The organism is Legionella quateirensis (genome assembly GCF_001467955.1).
GTDB classification, from domain to species: Bacteria; Pseudomonadota; Gammaproteobacteria; order Legionellales; family Legionellaceae; genus Legionella; species Legionella quateirensis.
On sequence record NZ_LNYR01000031.1, the window covers coordinates 240,821 to 260,368 of the forward strand.

A 19,548-nucleotide genomic window follows, 5' to 3' on the forward strand; every position below is an offset into this window, starting at 1 on the left:
AGTATTTGAATAAATAATAAAATTATTGGGTTATATTTCTCCTAATGCTTTGGAAATTGATTCAGTCATGGTTTTTGCATCTCCAAATAACATATACGTATTGTCATGAAAAAATAGACTGTTTTCGACACCCGCATATCCTGGGGACATTCCACGTTTTACAAATAAAACGGTTTTAGCTTTTTCAACTTCTAATACAGGCATGCCGTAAATGGGGGAGCTGGAGTCTGTTTTAGCAGCCGGATTCGTAATATCATTTGCCCCTATAACAAAAGCAACATCGCAGGCTGCAAAATCCCTGTTAATTTCGCTTTGCTCAAAAACGCGATCATAGGGAATATTGGCTTCTGCAAGTAAAACGTTCATATGGCCTGGCATACGGCCTGCAACAGGGTGAATAGCAAAACGGACTTTGATAGAGCGAGCTTCCAGGGCATCAACCAACTCTTTAACCGCATGTTGTGCATGAGCAACAGCCATACCATAACCGGGTACAATTATCACATCTCTGGCATTACTTAATAGAAAAGCGGCATCCTCCCCATTTGCTTGTCTTACCGATCTGGATTCGTCACCTGCATGAGCTTGCTGGGTATTTCCCGCTGAGTTAATTCCTCCAAAAATCACATTGAAAATGGAACGATTCATTCCAACACACATGATGTAGCTTAGGATGGCTCCACTGGCTCCGACTAAAGCCCCAGTGATTACCAGCAGATCATTACTCAGGGTGAATCCTATACCTGCTGCAGCCCATCCGGAATAAGAGTTGAGCATGGAAATCACTACGGGCATATCAGCACCGCCTATAGGGATGATCAGCAATACACCAATGAGAAAGGCTAACCCGGCTAATACACCAAAAAGCAATAAACTTTGATTTAGTAAAAATACAACAAAAAATCCTAGAATTGACAAAGCGATAATCAGATTTACAATGCTTTGTCCCATAAATCGTACCGGTACTCCGGACATGATCCCCTGGAGTTTTAGAAAGGCAATTACTGAGCCTGAAAAAGTTATTGCACCGATAATTAACCCTAAACTCATTTCAATCAGACTGGCTTTTTCTATGTCGCCAGTGCTGCCAATATGAAACGATTCGGGAGATAAAAAGGCGCAAAACGCTACTAAAACGGCAGCCATACCAACCAGTGAGTGGAACGCTGCTACAAGTTGAGGTATGGCAGTCATATTAATTTTTAGTGCGATGAATGTGCCAATGATTCCACCGGCGACGATTAATCCAATCAGAATATAGTGATGGAATATGGTAGGCATCATCAACGTAGAGCCTACTGCAAGTGTCATACCTAAAATTCCCAGGAGATTTCCTCTTCTGGATGTGGCTGGACTGGCCAATCCTTTTAAAGCAAGAATAAAACAGACAGCGGCTAATAAATAGAATAGGGGAACAATTGAATTCATTACTGATTCCATCCTTTAAGTCATTATTTTTTATACATGCGAAGCATGCGTTGGGTTACAACAAATCCACCAAAAATATTTATAGAAGTAATGAATATTGCCAAGCCCCCTAACCAGGTGATGGACCCAACCATTTCGCTTCCTGCTGCGATTAATGCGCCTAATACAATAATGCTTGAAATCGCATTAGTAACAGACATTAAGGGGGTATGGAGTGCTGGTGTGACTTTCCATACTACGTAATAACCTACAAAACAGGCCAGGACAAAAATAGTCAGTATGGTTATATAAGGATTAGCTATAGAGTGAACTTCATGCATTTTGTCTCTCCTTGTTTGCTTGAAAAGGTAAGTAATTTCCTTCGCAACAAAGAACAGCCTGCTGAATAATCTCATCTTCAGGGTTAAATTTAATCTCTGGAGGAGTCGCAGCCAATAAATTAATTAAATGAACCAGATTATTTGCGTAGAGATCACTGGCCGTTGCTGGTACGAGGCCTGCCATATTACTTATTCCGATAACGGTGATTGTACCGTGCTTTATAACCTGATCGGGAACGCTTACTTCACAGTTTCCACCTCGCGAGGTAGCCAGATCTACAATGACAGACCCAGGTTTCATCTGTTCAACGGTGGTTTTATAGAGCAAAACAGGAGCTTTACGTCCTGGTATTAATGCGGTAGAGATGACAATGTCGGACATTTTAGCGTACTGATCGATCAACTCGGCCTGTAATTTTTTATATTCATCGCTGGTTTCCGAGGCATACCCACCTTTGGTTTCGCTGTCCAGTTCCTGGCTTACTTCTACAAACTCAGCCCCTAAACTTTCAACCTGTTCTTTGGCTGCTTTTCTTACGTCAAACGCATAAACAACCGCACCCAGTCGTTTGGCGGTAGCTATAGCCTGTAATCCTGCTACGCCTGCACCCAGTATCAAGATTTTAGAAGGTTGAATCATGCCTGCAGCGGTCATCATCATTGGTATGGCACGGTGGAATTGAGTTACTGCTTCCAGCACCGCTCTATAACCTGCAAGGTTTGCTTGGGATGACAGACTATCCATACTTTGCGCCCGGCTGATTCTGGGGATCAAGTTCATGGAAAATAAATTAATGTGCTGTTTTTGGCACCATTGAATCAGTTTACTTTGTGGATCATTGTCGATGTGTCCAATGATCAATGCGTTTTGAGCCAATCCATTTAAATCATCGGGATTGGGTTCATTGATGCACAGAAGAATATTCGTCTGTTGGAGCAATGTTTTTTTATTATCAATTATTTGAACACCAACACGTTGGTATTCTTCATTAGAGAAATCGGAAGCCAATCCCGCATTCTTCTCAATGGCAACTTCAAATCCTAATTTTATAAGTTGTTTTGCTGAATTGGGAGTAATTGCTACACGGGTTTCCCGACCTGATTCAAGTAAGGTTGCTATTTTCATGGGGTAATCCTTTTACCGTTCTATAAACTATCCTATTGTAAATTAGAATAATTTGCTACTGAATAAAATGTCAAATGCAGGAAAACGTGTTGGCATTAATGTGGATTCTTTATATGATGTAATTGAACCTTAATTTTCAATGGATAGAATGGATGACTCATATTAAACTGAATTTATCAACCGTAATGCTCTCATTATTTGTTGTTGTATCAAGCCCTGATGCTGTATCTGGCACTATGGGTACTCCTCAAACAGCTCCTTGGAATTATATTGCTACATTGAGTGCGGGTCCCGTTTGGCAAAATGGTGGTGAAACTCAGACATTCTTTTTAACACCTGAAATTGAAAAAACTTATGCAGCAAACAAATCTACCGGCACTTTAGCTGATGGCGAGTTTTTTCTGGGTATACAAAAAAAAATACATCATTCCTTTACCGGTCAATTAGGGATCGCATTCGCTACGACCAGCAAGGCCAGGCTTAATGGTGAAATCTGGGATGATGCTGACCCTGAACATAATAATTTTGTATACAGCTATAAAATAAAGCACAGTCATATTGCACTAAAAGGAAAGTTATTATCCGATTTAGGATTTATTGTTACTCCCTGGATCAGTGCCAGTGCGGGAGCTGGATTTAATCGAGCATCAGATTTTTCCAATGTTCCTGTTATTTTTGAAGCTTTGCCTAATCCAGATTTCGTTTCTCATAATAAGACAACTTTTACTTATACTCTCGGGGCTGGAGTGCAAAAAGCACTGAATCAAAATTGGCAAATCGGTGTTGGTTATGAGTTTGCTGATTGGGGGAAAAGTCAATTGGGTAGAGCTTTCGGACAAACTTTGGGTACTGGTTTAAGTTTAAATCACTATTATACTCATGGTGTTATGTTCAACATCACAGTAGTAGCTGGCTGATAAACGATGAAAGTAAATAATATACTGTCCAGAGTCTTGTTGGGATTTATATCCTTACTTATGTTGACGGCAGTACATTCAGGGATTCCTCTATGGACTTTTAGCCCTTTGACAGCTACGCAAGTCGCGGTTCCTGAAAACAGCACGGTGACAATTCAGTATCGGGTGACCAGTCAAACGAATAGGCCTCATACTTTGGTAATGACTCCCATTCCTGGAGTGACCCAGGTTACTACTGGACAGGATATTTGTGGAAGCGTTTTTGTTTTATCTACGAAAGGCCGTTCTTGTATTTTGTCCTTACAAATCAAAGGCAGTCAATTAACCCAACCCATTAATGATGGGCCAGTTGTCTGCCAGCAGGGCTTAATTAATGAATGTTATAGACCTGGCCAATTTAATATATTGCATATCAGCAAGGCACCTGCTTTGGTTCCTGTAATAACGGCGATTAATCCTGCTGCTGGAACACAACTGGGTGGAACCTCAGTTACTCTGACGGGTGTTAATTTAATGGATACCACACGAGTTACTTTTGGTGGAATAGAGGCTACTGGTCTAAACGTAGTTAATTCTACAACAGTGATCGCAGTCACACCGGCTCATCCTGTAGGTTCTGTAGATGTCAGTATTACGACTTCAGGTGGCAGCGATACTTTGAATGATGGTTTTACCTATGAGGGGATACCCTCGCTCACTGGAATTTCTCCTGCTTCGGGCCCACAAATAGGGGGAACTGGAGTGACTTTGACGGGAGATAATTTATCTTCAACGCAAACTATTACGTTTGGAGGGACACCAGCTTCGTTTGTTCATGTGGTCGATTCAAACACTGTTACCGCGGTAACACCACCAAGAGCGGTACCGGGACTGGTTAATGTGGTGCTCACCGCGACTCAAGGAAGTACTTCATTAGTTAATGGGTTCACGTATTTAGCTACAGCTGTAGGGCAGCCATCAGGTGGGGGAGTGATTGCCTGTTTGAATGTTGGTGCGGTACAGCAATTTATAATGACCACGGTAGATAATAGTTCCGGGATCCAATGGGGAGGAACAAATACCGTAATTGGAGTCAGCGCACAGCATAATTTTGATGGAGCGGCCAACACTACTGCGATAGTTAATACACTGGGCAGTTCAACCAATTATGCTGCGGGTCTTTGTGATGCTTTCTCAGTGGACTCACAAGGAAATTCTCCCTGTCAAACGGGGAATGAGTGTTATAGTGATTGGTTTTTACCGGCTAAAGAGCAGCTTAATTGTATCTATGGTAATCTCTTAATCGCATCGGGTATCTATTGGTCGTCCACAGAAGATCCACCTAATGCCATGCACCCGGTTCAAGCATGGGCTCAGAACTTTTCATTAGCAGGAGCCAGATTTCCAATCAGTAAAGCCAATACTTATGCTGTACGTTGTGTTCGGGGAATAGTACCTTGATAAAATAAAAAGGGCGTATCACATACGCCCTGTTTTTTAAAAGTGGATATAGACAGCAAGATTGATTACAGTCCTAGTTCACTAGGTGGACTCCTCCGGAATGTTTTTGGCTTCTTAGTCTGGCTAAGCATGCTCACCACATTCTCAATCTGGCTTCCAATGTTGTGATGTTGGCTGAACAATGTGTACCGCCTATGATTCTATAATAGGCTACAATTTTTATTAAATCCACTGACTAAAATGGGTTTATTGCAAAGATTTCGTTAAGTGCCTGGATGCTCTTTGTAAACACTGGTTGAACACAATTTTTGTCCCCGTGATCCATTAATCTTAAGTTGTTCTTCTGAATAGTGAATTATTGAATAAATGAGTAAATGGCCTTCTCGCTGCGTATTTACTTGTAGCCCCTGTTTTTAGAAAAATCTGAGTAAAGTATATTTTTCCATTCTTGTCACGAGCAATTCCAATACCAGTAAGATTATAATTTCCATCAATGTTTTGTTTGTGTCCTGGACTGCGTAACCAGTTCTTTACTACATCCTGTGCATCTTTATAATTAAACGCTACGTTTTCAGCACCAGCGTTGGAATCTTTGATTTGGCTATGTAAACGGTCGATGCGACTTTTAAAATATTTATGACCAAATGGCATTTTATGATTTGCCATATCTAAGGAGTGCTGCTTTGCTTCTTTTACAATTCGTTTGTCCATTTTGAGAGGACTTAATCCATGCTGCTGTCTGTATTCATTAATGTAATACAATATGGAATTTTGGATGGCTGTATCATTGTTGGCTTTCTCTATTGATTTTCCTGCAAAAGCCAATTGAAATAAGCTTAAAATTATGGAGGTGAGAATTACTGTTATTTTAGTTTTATTTAAGTACATCATTGTGCCTCTTTAAGATTAGAAAGAATAATGAGCTGAATGGTTACTAAAAATCATGCATTTGTCTAGAGATTTATGGATCTAAAAAAGAACATATAAATTTTATTTTATTCTTTTAGGTACAATTAATATTAAAAAGATCAAGAAATATACAATTGGGTTTTTGCGAACGTGTTGAATTTTATCTTGATAATTGATGATGATTAAATCTTGATGATCGTATTTTTGGTTATAAGGAGTGATGAGCAAACACTCTTAATGACGTTCTAAATGTCGTGCTTCGAATAATGAAAGCAAGCAAAAACAACTTTGTGTATGCAGAAAAAAGTCAATGGTATTGTGCTCTCATTGAATAGTACTCATCAATGAGTTAATTTTTTTATGGCATCCTTCAATTGTTCTACTTCTCCAGAGTAGTGGTAGTATATTCTGTTATGCGCACAATCGATAATACTCAAAGGTTCTTTCGGTAGATCACCAAACTGCTTAAATATCCAGAATATACCTTCCGTATGATCATTCTGAATTTCAATTAAGAGGTCCAGCATTTTATCTTCTTCAATTTCAGCATGGGTACAAACCAGATCTGCAGGGGATTGAGTTATCTTATAGGCATAATGTTTTTCTTTCATGGTACTACTCCATTGAATTCATCATTGCAAATTGGATACTAAACTCGATCTCTATAGTGGTTTTATTAACATCTGATGACTAAATTATAGTCATTTATATTGATTTAAGTGCAATTTATAGAAAATAAAGATAATCAGCAATGAATTCATTTTTCTTTTAATTCATTACCAATCCAGCGGATCGTCTGTTTAGAATTTAGAGGTTTACAGTAAGGCCTAATAATACTGCGTGCAAAATAGGTATATTAGATATACTTGCAGTTTTAGTGGACGTATAGAATTTCAGTTTCGGGTCGTTACCATATACACCCTGATACAACACATTTAAACTGGCCAAAGCAGTAATTGGATAACCAAAACCAGCTTGTAGTTCACCTGCCAGTTGTGAGATTTCTTTAATTGGCCGATGTTCTACTTGCCAGTATCGGTAAGCAACACCACCTTTCAACTGAGCAAAGAAGGAACTGCCAAATAAAGGGTCGCTTTTAGCTGTAATTAATAAATCAAGCATGGGGCCAAGAGTCGTTTTAACAGGAAGCCATTCCAGAACAGCTAATGTTTCATTAGGAATATTAAGACGCATCTGATTGCCATTCTGCATACCTAATTCCAGTCCCAGGGCAAAATCTCCAGACAGCATCAGTTCATTTCCAAGAGCCAGGCGTCCTATAACTGTTTTTCCATCTTTAGAATATATATCTTGAAATCTCCCATTACCTACACTCGCTGTGACAGTCCAGGGCTGATCTTGTGACGTTAATTCGGGGTAGTATCCGTCTGCGAATACGTTGACTGAGAATAAAATTCCTAATGTGAATAATTGTAATTTCATTTTCATCTGTCATATCCCTAAATAAATTAGTTCATTCAGAAAGCGAATCTTATTTTTATAGTGTATGGGCGTGAGATTTATTATGGCGGAGAGAGAGGGATTCGAACCCTCGATACGTTGCCGTATACACACTTTCCAGGCGTGCGCCTTCAACCACTCGGCCACCTCTCCAACCGGCCAAGCTTATACTTGTCAGAAAATAAATGCAAGACCATGCATGAAATGAACTTAAAATTGGGTAAGAAAATGTGTCATTTATGACTTCATGATGACAAAAGTTCCGGGATTATTGAACAGTGACAAAATTTATCTGGCCTCGATTTTGGAGTTGTTCTTACATCTTAATAGTACTTATATAAAAAATATATGTTTAAAATTTATTGATTATGGTTTAAATATGATGTATTTTGCATTTTTTTTTTACTGGAGAGGGATTAATTATGTCTTTAGAGAATACCATGCAAAAAGGAGTTGCAGATTTTAGTTTAATCATAGGAAAAGGCTTAATGTACGGCGGTGGAGCTGGTTTATTGATTATGGCTGCAATTGGTACAGTTTCAATTGATATCGTCCTTCTTGCCTATGCTGAAAAAAATCATAATAGTTTTTTAACCGGATATATTTTGGGAACAATGTTTTGGGGACCAAAATTTGATCCTCTTCCTTTGCTTATTGCCTCTCCTATTACTTCAATAATTGCGGTAGGTTTATCAGTTGCATTAGGAGTTCCAGCAGTAGGTGCGGCGATCTTGGCAGGTTGGGCTTTGGCAGCTACAGTACTGGCCTTGGGATTTGGTTTGATGGCGTTGGGACAGGCAATTAATCCAGGAATGGAAGCTGAGTCTGAACGAGATGAAGATTATGAAGGCAGCTGTTGTTTTTGCCCCTGATTTATGGAATAACAATTAACATGAGCGCCAGTTGAAAGGGAATTCAACTCATTCTTTCTTGTAGTACCTCCCACTTCTTTTCCGTGTAAAAAACGACGACGATACAATTTTATCAAGAATTGTATATACTAAAGATATTATTTGATCTGGTTAAAACACGGTCTTATTATGATGATGCGTCTAGTAGTTCTTTCCTGGATTATTTTTTTTAGTAGCCCAATCTGGTCTTTCACTTGTTTCTATACATTGGCTAAAGACAATTGTTGGACTAATTATGATGTAACTGTAGACGTCATTGACGCAACTAATCTAAAGAAAGTATTCAGCCTTACTGTTCCGAAAGGAAAATCCTGGGGACGGACGGAGTTTACTTGTACTAAGGCTCAAAGTTTACTTTATTATGCGCGATATGCTCCCGTTTTTTGGCAAAGTGAACAAGGCAAAACATATCCTGCCTTAAGAAACTGGACTTTACCGGGTAAAATAAATCCAGGTGATTTAGCCTGGACTATCCCTGTTTGTTTCCCAGCTGATTTTTCACAAGTTCCTTTACCACCAGATGCGGAAGGAAATTGTAAGTGTGATTTTAGTACCATTCCTAAACCAAAACCTAAACAGTAGTGCATAGCACATGGTGTTCGTGAACTGGATATTGTCCTTTTTTGCCTAAGTTGAATTAGAGCACCATACATTTCTATCAAGAAGTGTATATACTAAAGATAATATTCATCGATCTGGTTAAACAAGGGCTTATTATGATGATGCGTCTAGTAGTTCTTTCCTGGATGATTTTTTTTAGTAGCTCTATCTGGTCCTTTACTTGTTATTATACATTGGCTAAGGACAGTTGTTGGGCTAATTATGATGTAACTGTAGACGTTTTTGATGCAACCAATAATAGTAAATTATTCAGTCTCACTGTACCAAAAGGAAAATCTTGGGGACGGACGGAGTTTACTTGTACTGCTGGTCAACGTTTACTTTATTATGCGCGATATTCTCCCGTTTTTTGGCAAAGTGAGGAAGGTAAAACTTATTCTGCTCTTAAAAGCTGGACTTTACCCAGGACAACTAATCCAGAGCATGTAGCCTGGACTATTCCTGTTTGTTTTACTGCTGATTTTTCACAGGTTCCGTTACCTCCGGATGCGAGAGGAAATTGTAAGTGTGATTTTGGTAGTATTCCTGAGCCCAAATCCGAACAGTAGTGGCATAGCACGCGTTTTTTGTATGTTCTGCGATTAACACATAGCCTTACTTCATATCTTTGTGTATTATTTCGTGCATAAGTCAGGATGGGGCAAGCAAATGATTACTCTTAGAAATAAAATTGGACAAATGTTGATTATGGGGTTTAGTGGTGCTGAATTACACGAACATAGCCCTATAGCTCAGTGGTTATCCAATGATGGACTCGGAGGTGTTTTATTATTTGATAAAGACCTGTCTACTGATATGTATGGTAAAAATCTAAAAAACCAGGCTCAAATCAAACATTTGACTCATCAGCTAAATCATTACTCTGCAAAGTTATTTACTGACGATGAGAAGCTTCCATTACTCATCTCATTAGATTATGAAGGTGGTGCTGTTGATCGATTATCGAAAATCGCTGGATGTATGACCACAATGAGACCTTGCGATCTTGCTAAATTATCAACACTTGATTTTAACGAAGAAACAGGTCAAATGGCATCCACATTAAAATCTTTAGGTTTTAATCTTAACTTTGCTCCAGTAGTGGATTTAAATTTAAATGATCAACAAGGTATCATTGGCAAATTGGGTCGGAGTTTTTCAAATAATCCTGAACTCGTAGCTCAAGTCGCCAGACAATTTGTTGCGATATTCAGCAATTATGGAATAGGATGCTGCTATAAGCATTTTCCGGGACATGGAAGTGCTGTTGGTGACACGCATGAAGGATTTGTCGATGTTACTGATACCTTTCAATTTGATGAATTGGTTCCCTATCGTAATTTATTAAGAGATAGTGATAAACCAGTTATGGTAATGACTGCTCATGTTGTTAATAAGAAATTGGACAGTGACGGACTTCCAGCAACACTTTCTCATGAAATCTTAACCGGGCTTTTAAGAGAGACTATGGGATACGATGGCGTTATCATCAGTGATGATTTGCAAATGCAGGCTATTTCAAAACATTATACTTTAGATGAGTCACTTGCCCTTACAATTAATGCAGGTGCAGATATGATGATATTTGCGAATCAATTAGACAGTATTTCGGCGACTCAAGTGATTGATTGCATTGAGCAATTAGTAATAAATAATACGATTGATCCCAAACGGATAGATGATGCGTTCAGACGCATTATGCGTTTCAAGCAACAAATCAACAGTATTGAACTGGTGGATTATTAGAAATTAATTTGGCGTTGAATTAGTGATGGTAGTAAAGCATCACTTTGTGAAGTTAATTATCTACTATACAGTATAGACATTCGTCTTTGCGAACGAAGTGAAGCAACCCAGAACACAGTTCCAACATGGCTCCGTTCTGGGTTGATTCGCGTTGCACGTAAAGACGGATATTAAATTGACCATTGAGAATTAAATAAATACATTTTCGGCATTATAAATTATGAAGGGATTACTCATTTCTGAGTATTTCCCAACATCTCGAACACAGTGAGCGATCTCCTGAACTCGACAAAGTGCCTGCATTTGGAGATCCTTCACTGCGTTAAGAATGACGAAACAGGAACTAATAGAGACATTATAGTGAGACAATGAGTTTATTCCTGTTTTTTTATAACATTGATTATTTTGCATATTATTGCTGTATAGTATTGACCTAAAATCATAATGTGTTAGAATATATCCGATATGTTCAAATTTTAATCAAGGCAATGTGTTTATGTCAATTCAACCCATACATTTTACCCGCCTTCTATCTAACTCTAACACTAAACTATTGTATTGTTGTTGCTGTTAAATCCCTGATATTTCTTGTTTTTTAATTATTTAAATTAAGGATTTAAACATGTGTGCAGCACATCAACAAAGTAAAAAAATTATTTTAACTACTCCTTTAATCTATTTTCTCATGATTGGCTTGGGAATTATTAGCGGTATGTCTGATATCGTTTTTTTAAAAGGCCTGGGACTGCTAATTTCTGAATTGTTCATAAAAATATTTAAATGCATCAGTTTACCTATTATTTCTCTTTCAATAATTGTTACTCTGGCAAATTATAAAACTGATGGGGTGATGAAACGGATTTGGCAACGAACCATTAAATATACCTTTTTAACCACCCTGGTTGCAGCAACGATCAGCTGCTTGCTATATATAATCATTAACCCTAATACGGTCCAGGTAAATTTGCAGGCAACAGCTTCAAATTCAGTGAATAATCTGGGCTATCTGAGTTATTTGGCTAATATTATTCCTACTAACATATTATCTCCGTTCCTGGAGCAGCAAGTAATGGGAGTATTGTTGCTGAGTATTGTTATTGGATTTGCGATACGTCAAATTCCCGAAGATGATTCAAGAGAAACTCTTACTCAATTTTTCCGCGGTGCTCATGGCATGTTTTTAGTCATGACCCGTTGGATTATTACACTAATCCCTTTAGGGTTATTTGGATTTATCACTTCCACAGTAGTTCAGTTGCGTTCAGGGATGGATATTAAGGGTATAGGTCAGTATTTATTGATTATCGTATTAGCTAATCTGATACAAGGATTTATAATTTTACCTTTGTGGCTGAGACTGAATGGTATTAAACCCTTTGCCACGATGCGTGCAATGATACCTGCATTATCAGTAGCTTTTTTCTCAAAATCCTCTGTAGGCACCTTACCGGTAACGATGAATACAGTAGAAACCAATTTGCAGGTCAAACCGAAGATCAGCCGTTTTGTATTGCCATTATGCACCAGCATTAATATGAATGGATGTGCTGCGTTTATATTTGCAACCGTGATTTATTTGATGCAAAGTCATGGTATGCCAATATCTTATTCTGCCATGGGCTTGTGGATTTTGGTTTCAACGATTGCGGCCATAGGAAATGCGGGGGTGCCAATGGGCTGTTTTTTCCTTAGCATCAGTTTATTATCCAGTATGAATGTTCCAATTACCTTAATGGGCGTTATTTTACCTTTCTATGCTTTGATTGATATGTTGGAAACGGCTTTAAATGTCTGGTCAGATGCTTGTGTCACTAAAGTAGTTAATGATAAAGCGGTATCTGAAGAAGAGTTAAAAATAAAGCCTAAAAAGCACTCTGCTTTAGAGCTTGAGCTGGGATAATTATAGCCATACTCAGGGTATTCAGAGTGTTTTTACAAAACCCTTCCAACCCGTATTAGCAGAATGTAATACGGGTTCGAAATTATACTCTCAGACACACGGCAGTGGTAATTCGTAAGTCCTGACTTTAATTAAGTAATAAGTGTTCACAAATCGAAAAATACATGGCCTCCAATAATTGAAGATCCCTTAGTGAAACACATTCATTCACCTGGTGAATTGTTGCATTGCTTGGACCAAGCTCGACTACTTCAACCCCATAAGGAGCAATGAACCGACCATCTGAAGTACCACCGCTGGTCGATAAATCGGGGGTTAACCCAGTAATTTTGGTTACGGCCTGTTTGCAACTTTCAAGAAGGTCTCCTTTATCCGTCAGGAATGGCTCTCCATTGAGGCGCCATTCTATAATGGGAACCAAATGATGATGATTGAAAGTACTCATTACTTTTTCGATTAGCGTGCTTTCAGTTTGTTCAGTAGAGTATCTGAAATTAAGATGCAGATTCAACTCACCAGGTATGATGTTATTGGCTTGTCCACCCGAGTGAATATGAGTAATTTGCATGGAAGTCGGAGGAAAAAAAGCATTACCATTATCCCATTGAATTGCGGTTAATTCTGCAAGTACAGGGCTAATTTTATGAATTGGATTATCAGCCAAATGAGGGTAGGCTACATGACCCTGTTTGCCGTTCAGGGTGATTTTGGCACTCAAGGAACCTCGTCTGCCGATTTTAATTACATCTCCGGCTTGAGTGGTGCTTGATGGTTCACCTACAACACAATAGTCGATCTGGGTATCCTGCTTTTGTAATTGCTCCATAACATAGGGGGTTCCAAAATCAAAATCATCACCTTCTTCACCACTGGTGATCAAAAATCCCAATCTTCCCAAAAATGAAGGATGGGTTTTGATAAAACGTTCGGCCATAACCAACATACTCGCCAAGCTGCCTTTCATGTCGGCAACTCCACGCCCGTAAAGCGTATCGCCCTTCGCTTGGAGCACAAAAGGATCGGAATTCCATTTCGTGATCTCGCCAACCGGAACTACATCTGTATGTCCTGCAAATACTAATAAAGGTCCAATAGATCCATAACAGGCAAAAAAGTTAGATACAGGTCCTTGATTCATTATTTGGCAAGAAAATCCCAATTTCTTCAGGAATTGGATCATAAAGTCCTGACAACCTGCATCCTCTGGAGTTATGGAAGGAAAGCTAACAAGCTTAGCCAGGATACTTTCAATATCATTCATTTTAATTAGCTCTTAGTAATTCATTGATGCTTACTTTAGCGCGTGTTTTTTCATCAACCTGCTTTACAATAACGGCACAATATAAACTGTGACTGCCATCTTCGCTGGGCAGATTACCTGCTACGACTACTGATCCTGCAGGGATTCTGCCATAGGTAATGCTTCCCGTCAGACGATTGTATATTTTCGTACTTTGGCCTAAAAACACGCCCATAGAGATGACTGAATCTCGTTCTACAATGACACCTTCAACAACTTCCGAGCGTGCTCCTATAAAACAATTGTCTTCAATAATAGTTGGATTGGCTTGGAGCGGTTCTAGAACCCCACCTATGCCGGCTCCTCCAGATAAATGAACGTTTTTGCCAATCTGGGCACAGGAACCGACTGTTGCCCAGGTATCTACCATAACGCCTTCATCAATATAAGCTCCTACGTTAACATAGGAAGGCATTAATACCGTATTCTTTGCAATATAGGCTCCTCGTCGAACCATGGCATGAGGTACAACCCGAACTCCTGATTGTTGGAATTGTTCATTACTATAACCAGTATATTTTAGAGGGACTTTGTCATAGAACTGACAAAAGCCAGAATCAATCACCTGATTTGGAAAGAGTTTAAATGATAAAAGCACTGCCTTTTTTATCCATTGATGAACGGTCCATTCACCATTTATTTGTTCTGCGACACGAACTTGCCCATTATCAAGACAGGATAGGACTTCGTCAATGGCGGCAATCAGCTCTGGTGAAGCAGTATTCATGGATAGGCTTTGACGATGTTCAAATGCGTGTTCAATTATAGTTTGCAGTGAGTTCATTTTTTATTCCTGTAGTGAGGCAATTAGAGCATCTTTTTCAGCCCATTGCTTGTTTAACCAGTCTTTAAATTCATTTTGTGTCGTGTTGTCATTAATGAGATTTAATGAGGTAAATTGAGTTGGTATGGGAATCTGTCGAATATTTATTTTAATGGATTTTACTCGTTTACATAGAAAATCCCAAAGTGAATGATTCTTTTCTGAATAGACTATGGTTACATCCAGCAGGCTGCTGATTTGTGACCCCATAGAACTGATAATAAAACTGATGCCTCCGGCTTTGGGTTTGAGCAGGTGATTGTAAGGTGATTGCTGTTGTTCTTTTTTAGATAAGGTAAAGCGGGTCCCTTCAACAAAATTCATGATTGATGCCGGAGTTCTTTTAAATGTTTCTATGGCTTTGAACGTGGAAATCAAGTCTTTTCCTTGTTTATGTGGCTTTTTAGCCAGATATTCTTTGCTGTATCTTTTCATAAAAGGACAGCCCATAGCCCACCAGGAAAATCCGAGCAAAGGGACCCATTTTAATTGATCTTTTATAAAAAATTTTAACACGGGAATTTTTCTGTTAAATATTCGCTGAAGAATAACAATATCAAGCCAGCTTTGATGATTGGCAACAACAAGATACCAGTCTTTTGGGTTGAGGTTATTCAAACCAGTAACTTCCCAATTAATTTTTTGTACGTTATTTATATAGTAATTGTTAACCCCGCACCAGAACGTGGCAATAGCATCCACACATCGAGTGCAGAGAGCCTGCCACGATTTATTGGGAAACAATTTAAATAACCCAATAAACAGGATGGGGATAAAGCAAAGGGTAGTCGAAAAAATAAGAAGCAGGGTAGCAATTACGGCATGAATTTGCCCCCGAAATTTATTTGGTATTTGCATGAATCACTACTCCTGATAGTAACTGATATTTTTAACTTAAGGCATATTCCAGATCAGCACGTAAATCATCTATATGTTCAATTCCAACAGATAATCTGATTAAACCGTCATCGATACCTAAGGCTTGTCGTTGTTTGGGTGGCACAGAAGCATGAGTCATAATTGCAGGATGTTCAATCAGACTCTCAACCCCTCCGAGACTTTCTGCAAGAGTAAAAAGTTCACAACGGGATAAAAATCTTTTGGCCTGCTCCAGATCGCCATCAATTACCATGGAAATCATACCTCCAAAATCATGCATTTGTTCTTTTGCCAATGAATGCTGCGGATGGCTTGTTAAACCAGGATAAATAACTTTTTTGATTTTGTGATGGCTGCTTAGCCACTTTGCAAGCTGATTGGCATTTTGACAGTGCCGTTCCATGCGAATGGATAAGGTTTTCAGACTTCGTAAAACCAGGAAACTGTCAAAGGGACCTGCAATTCCACCACAGGAGTTTTGCAGATAAGCTATTCGTTCCGCTAATTCAGGCTTATCTCCCACAACGACAACACCACTGACAACATCTGAATGTCCATTGAGGTATTTGGTCGCAGAATGAAGCACTATATCAAAGCCCAGTTCTATTGGTCGTTGAATCCAGGGCGTTGCAAAAGTGTTGTCTGCAACAGTGATGAGTCCATGCTTTTTAGCAATGGCCGCTATTTCACGTAAATTGGCTAATTTTAACATGGGATTTGATGGTGTTTCTATCCATATTAATTTTGTTTTTGGGGTAATAGCTGCTTCTATAGTTGCTGGATTTGACATATCAATAAAGGAAAATGATAAATGGGAAGTACGCGTTTTTACTTTATCGAATAATCTAAAGGTACCACCGTATAAATCATCCATAGCTATCACGTGATCTCCAGCATCCAGAAGATCGATCACTGTATTGATGGCAGCCATACCTGATGCAAATGCAAATCCATGTTGACCTGATTCCAGACTGGCAATACACGCTTCATAAGCTGATCGGGTTGGATTTTTTGTTCGGGAATATTCATAACCAAGATGCTCACCTGGAGCAATTTGTTTATAAGTAGATGTAGCATATATAGGGGTCATTACAGCACCGGTGCTTGGGCAAGGTTCTTGACCTGCGTGAATTGCCCGTGTATCAAAGTGAGTTTTTTTCATTTTATTGTAATCCTTTTTTATAAATTCAAACTCAGTATTGTTCCTGAGTAACCAGACCCTTATTTGTTCATTAACTGTACTTTCGGTTCTTTATTTGCTAAAGTAAATATAGAAAATGCCGCTAATTATCATGAAGGACATTCTAGTGAGGGATGCATGCGTAGGCAAGAAATCAATTACGAAAAAGTTGCCGCTGCCGCAGAAAAAATAAAAAAAAGAGGCAAAGAGCCGTCTGTAACAGATATTAGTGACGAATTGGGAATCGTGGGTAATCATCCCGGCTTATCCGATCTGTTGGAGCAATGGTATCACACACAACCTGAGTTTCAGCGTTCAAGTCAATCTCCTTTGACTGAGAATATATCTATTAAAACCGATGAAATTGTTGAAAAAAACCTCGAGCTTGAGAAATCCCTGTCCTTACTTCGAGCCACTTTGGAATCCACTGCGGATGGGATCATGATGGTAAACGGTCATGGAGCTGTAGTTGACTGGAACCAAAAGTTTGTTGAAATGTGGCGCATTCCTTCTTATATGCTCGAGTCTGGAAAGGAGAGCATGAGTTTTGAGTATATATTGGAGCAGTTGATTGATCCTCAATCGTTAATTTCTGATGTTCAATATCTATATCAAAATCCTGAGTGGCAAGGGGAATTACCCGAATTGATTTTTAAGGACGGTCGAATATATGAGCGTTTCACTCAACCACAACGCGTGGGATCACAGATTGTTGGGCGGGTATACAGTTTTCGAGATGTAACTCAAAAACGCCTTGCCCAGGATGAATTACGAATACGTGAGCGAGCCATTGAAGCAAGTACTCATGGAATAGCAATTATCGATATTTCAAAAAATGAAAATAAAGTGATTTATGTCAATCGGGCATTTGAACGGACGACAGGATATTCCGAGCAACAGGCCCTTGGAAAAAGTTTGATCAGTTTATTAGGTTCAAACTCTGAAGAGGTGAATAATAAAAGGATAGAGCTGGCGATAAGAGAATTACGTGAAGAAACGGTTGAAATGGAAAGCATTAAAAGAAATGGAGAAGTTTTTTGGTGTGAAATAAGTGTTGCTCCCGTAAAAGACTCATTTGGTCATGTGAAACATTATATTTGTATTTTAAATGATATTACGCAGCGCAGGGATATGGAAAATCAATTGGTAATGCAGGCAACCTATGATTCATTGACTCATTTACCCAATCGTGTGTTATTAATGGACCGAGTTGACCAAGCTATTCTTCTGGCCAAAAAGAAAAAAGCCATTTTAGCTTTTCTGTTTTTAGATTTGGATCGATTCAAGATGACCAATGATACTTTGGGTCATACTATGGGTGATAAATTATTACAAGCTATATCGAACAGACTTTTAATCGCAACAGATGATTTTGATACCGTTGCAAGACTTGGCGGCGATGAATTTGTGATCTTGCTTTCAGAAATTGACTCTTATCAACAGGCTGAGGTTTTGGCTCAAGAAATTTTACATACAATAGAAAAACCAATACAAATTGATCAACATAGTTTAAAAATTACAGCGAGTCTAGGTATTAGTTATTATCCTCGAGATGGAGGTGATTATGAGACCTTGATGAAGAGTGCTGATTTGTCCATGTATCATGCGAAAGATAGTGGGCGGAATACCTATCGAGTTTACGAACCGGAAATGAACAGGCGAGTTATTAATCATATGCAATTAGATTCTGCATTAAGAGATGCTCTAAAAAATAAGGAGTTTTTTTTGGTTTATCAACCCTTAATTGATTTGAAGCAATCTAAAGTGGTTGGTTTTGAGGCGTTAATGCGGTGGCACAGCAGCGTTTTGGGCCTGGTAAGTCCTGTTGATTTTATACCCATGGCTGAAGAAAATGGTCTAATTCTTGAGATGGGGGAGTGGGCCATGAATGAAGCGTGCAGACAAATGAAAACATGGCAAAAACAAGGACTAAAGAATTTAAGTGTTGCAGTGAATATATCAGGAAGACAATTCCGTCAAACCAATTTGCCTGAGATGATTTCAAGGGCATTAACATCCAGCGGATTACAGGCAAAATATCTGGAACTTGAATTAACTGAAAGTTTATTGATTGAAGACATAGATCATGTGGTTGAAACCATGTATGCATTAAAAGATATGGGGACCAAGTTGGTTATCGATGATTTTGGTACAGGTTATTCAAGTCTATCCTATCTAAAACAATTCCCGGTAGATAAGTTGAAGATTGATCGTTCGTTCATCAGTGAGATGGCATCCAATCCTAATGATGCAGCTATTGCCAAAGCGATTATTAACTTAGGCCATAGTCTGAATATTCAGGTATTGGCTGAAGGAATAGAAAATGAGTTTCAAAGAGATTTTGTAGTGTCCCATGGATGTGATTTTGCCCAAGGATATTTTTATAAAGCACCAGATCTTCCTGATAAAATTTATGAGTTTCTAATCGGTCTGCCTCAATCCAAAATTAAGAATTCTTGAAATTTTTTTTAATCTTTATTCATTCTTATCTCAGATAGCCGTATTATTTTTTTTTCCTGTGCCTTAAGCTCCATATTAGTTAAATAGGCTTTTGCCTTACGCTTTTATATTTTTTGAAATTAACTGATATCAATACTTGCTATTTGCG

The 19,548-nt window shown here is 38.7% G+C and carries 18 protein-coding genes, 1 tRNA gene and 1 other RNA gene; 8 read left to right on the forward strand and 12 right to left on the reverse strand.

The genetic code is table 11. The annotated features are described in order from the left end of the window. Positions 1-30: 30 nt before the first annotated feature. From Lqua_RS10740 to Lqua_RS10750, 3 genes are read right to left on the reverse strand one after another with little or no spacing between them, the layout of a single operon-like run. Complete coding sequence (locus Lqua_RS10740) at positions 31-1,428, reverse strand: NAD(P)(+) transhydrogenase (Re/Si-specific) subunit beta (protein ID WP_058474273.1); 1,398 nt, start codon at positions 1,426-1,428, stop codon at positions 31-33. 23 nt (positions 1,429-1,451) lie between these two features. Continuing rightward, positions 1,452-1,748 (reverse strand): proton-translocating transhydrogenase family protein, encoded by a 297-nt coding sequence (locus Lqua_RS10745; protein ID WP_058474274.1) that lies wholly within the window; start codon positions 1,746-1,748, stop codon positions 1,452-1,454. After that, positions 1,741-2,874 carry a Re/Si-specific NAD(P)(+) transhydrogenase subunit alpha gene (locus Lqua_RS10750; protein ID WP_058474275.1) on the reverse strand — a complete coding sequence of 378 codons (1,134 nt, stop codon included), beginning with the start codon at positions 2,872-2,874 and terminating at the stop codon, positions 1,741-1,743. The genes Lqua_RS10745 and Lqua_RS10750 overlap by 8 nt, the downstream gene beginning before the upstream one ends. A 152-nt stretch (positions 2,875-3,026) precedes the next feature. On the opposite strand from Lqua_RS10750, the gene Lqua_RS10755 reads away from it, so the two are divergent. Both Lqua_RS10755 and Lqua_RS10760 read left to right on the forward strand, forming a co-directional pair. Further along, positions 3,027-3,791, forward strand: coding sequence for an outer membrane protein (locus Lqua_RS10755; protein ID WP_420798060.1), 765 nt, complete (start codon positions 3,027-3,029; stop codon positions 3,789-3,791). A gap of 6 nt (positions 3,792-3,797) precedes the next feature. Then, positions 3,798-5,231, forward strand: a complete 1,434-nt coding sequence (locus Lqua_RS10760) for an IPT/TIG domain-containing protein (protein ID WP_058474276.1) — start codon at positions 3,798-3,800, stop codon at positions 5,229-5,231. 47 nt (positions 5,232-5,278) lie between these two features. Here the strand turns inward: Lqua_RS10760 and ssrS are convergent. The 5 genes from ssrS to Lqua_RS10780 form a co-directional block, all read right to left on the reverse strand. Next, a non-coding RNA gene (gene ssrS, locus Lqua_RS19095) (6S RNA) lies at positions 5,279-5,427 on the reverse strand. 134 nt (positions 5,428-5,561) lie between these two features. Beyond that, positions 5,562-6,119 (reverse strand): CAP domain-containing protein, encoded by a 558-nt coding sequence (locus tag Lqua_RS10765; RefSeq protein ID WP_058474407.1) that lies wholly within the window; start codon positions 6,117-6,119, stop codon positions 5,562-5,564. A gap of 362 nt (positions 6,120-6,481) precedes the next feature. Further along, positions 6,482-6,751 carry a hypothetical protein gene (locus tag Lqua_RS10770; RefSeq protein WP_058474277.1) on the reverse strand — a complete coding sequence of 90 codons (270 nt, stop codon included), beginning with the start codon at positions 6,749-6,751 and terminating at the stop codon, positions 6,482-6,484. A 196-nt stretch (positions 6,752-6,947) separates the two neighbouring features. Next, on the reverse strand, positions 6,948-7,589 hold the full coding sequence (locus Lqua_RS10775) for a hypothetical protein (protein ID WP_058474278.1): 642 nt from the start codon (positions 7,587-7,589) through the stop codon (positions 6,948-6,950). Positions 7,590-7,666: 77 nt separating this feature from the next. Then, positions 7,667-7,754: transfer RNA gene (locus tag Lqua_RS10780), tRNA-Ser, on the reverse strand. A 269-nt stretch (positions 7,755-8,023) separates the two neighbouring features. Here Lqua_RS10780 and Lqua_RS10785 point away from each other — a divergent pair. The 5 genes from Lqua_RS10785 (at position 8,024) to Lqua_RS10805 (ending at position 12,758) form a co-directional block, all read left to right on the forward strand. Beyond that, entirely contained in the window at positions 8,024-8,473 is a 450-nt protein-coding gene (locus tag Lqua_RS10785; RefSeq protein ID WP_058474279.1) for a hypothetical protein, read from the forward strand. A gap of 168 nt (positions 8,474-8,641) precedes the next feature. Then, on the forward strand, positions 8,642-9,094 hold the full coding sequence (locus Lqua_RS10790) for a hypothetical protein (RefSeq protein WP_058474280.1): 453 nt from the start codon (positions 8,642-8,644) through the stop codon (positions 9,092-9,094). Positions 9,095-9,228: 134 nt separating this feature from the next. Continuing rightward, the gene (locus Lqua_RS10795) at positions 9,229-9,681 is read left to right on the forward strand and encodes a hypothetical protein (RefSeq protein WP_058474281.1); all 453 of its coding nucleotides are present in this window, start codon (positions 9,229-9,231) and stop codon (positions 9,679-9,681) included. A 100-nt stretch (positions 9,682-9,781) separates the two neighbouring features. Next, positions 9,782-10,858, forward strand: a complete 1,077-nt coding sequence (locus tag Lqua_RS10800) for a glycoside hydrolase family 3 protein (RefSeq protein WP_058474282.1) — start codon at positions 9,782-9,784, stop codon at positions 10,856-10,858. A 622-nt stretch (positions 10,859-11,480) separates the two neighbouring features. After that, positions 11,481-12,758: a dicarboxylate/amino acid:cation symporter gene (locus tag Lqua_RS10805; RefSeq protein WP_058474283.1), complete on the forward strand. Its 1,278-nt coding sequence runs from the start codon at positions 11,481-11,483 to the stop codon at positions 12,756-12,758. A 127-nt stretch (positions 12,759-12,885) separates the two neighbouring features. On the opposite strand, the gene dapE is transcribed toward Lqua_RS10805, so the two are convergent. From dapE to Lqua_RS10825, 4 genes are read right to left on the reverse strand one after another with little or no spacing between them, the layout of a single operon-like run. Next, complete coding sequence (dapE, locus tag Lqua_RS10810; protein ID WP_058474284.1) at positions 12,886-14,019, reverse strand: succinyl-diaminopimelate desuccinylase; 1,134 nt, start codon at positions 14,017-14,019, stop codon at positions 12,886-12,888. Position 14,020: 1 nt separating this feature from the next. Continuing rightward, positions 14,021-14,842 (reverse strand): 2,3,4,5-tetrahydropyridine-2,6-dicarboxylate N-succinyltransferase, encoded by an 822-nt coding sequence (dapD, locus tag Lqua_RS10815; RefSeq protein ID WP_058474285.1) that lies wholly within the window; start codon positions 14,840-14,842, stop codon positions 14,021-14,023. A gap of 3 nt (positions 14,843-14,845) precedes the next feature. Next, positions 14,846-15,739: an acyltransferase gene (locus Lqua_RS10820; RefSeq protein ID WP_058474286.1), complete on the reverse strand. Its 894-nt coding sequence runs from the start codon at positions 15,737-15,739 to the stop codon at positions 14,846-14,848. Positions 15,740-15,770: 31 nt separating this feature from the next. After that, positions 15,771-16,922, reverse strand: a complete 1,152-nt coding sequence (locus Lqua_RS10825) for a trans-sulfuration enzyme family protein (RefSeq protein ID WP_058474287.1) — start codon at positions 16,920-16,922, stop codon at positions 15,771-15,773. Between the two features lie 156 nt (positions 16,923-17,078). Here Lqua_RS10825 and Lqua_RS10830 point away from each other — a divergent pair, with 156 nt between their 5' ends. Then, the gene (locus tag Lqua_RS10830) at positions 17,079-19,400 is read left to right on the forward strand and encodes a putative bifunctional diguanylate cyclase/phosphodiesterase (RefSeq protein ID WP_058474288.1); all 2,322 of its coding nucleotides are present in this window, start codon (positions 17,079-17,081) and stop codon (positions 19,398-19,400) included. Positions 19,401-19,548 lie beyond the last annotated feature (148 nt).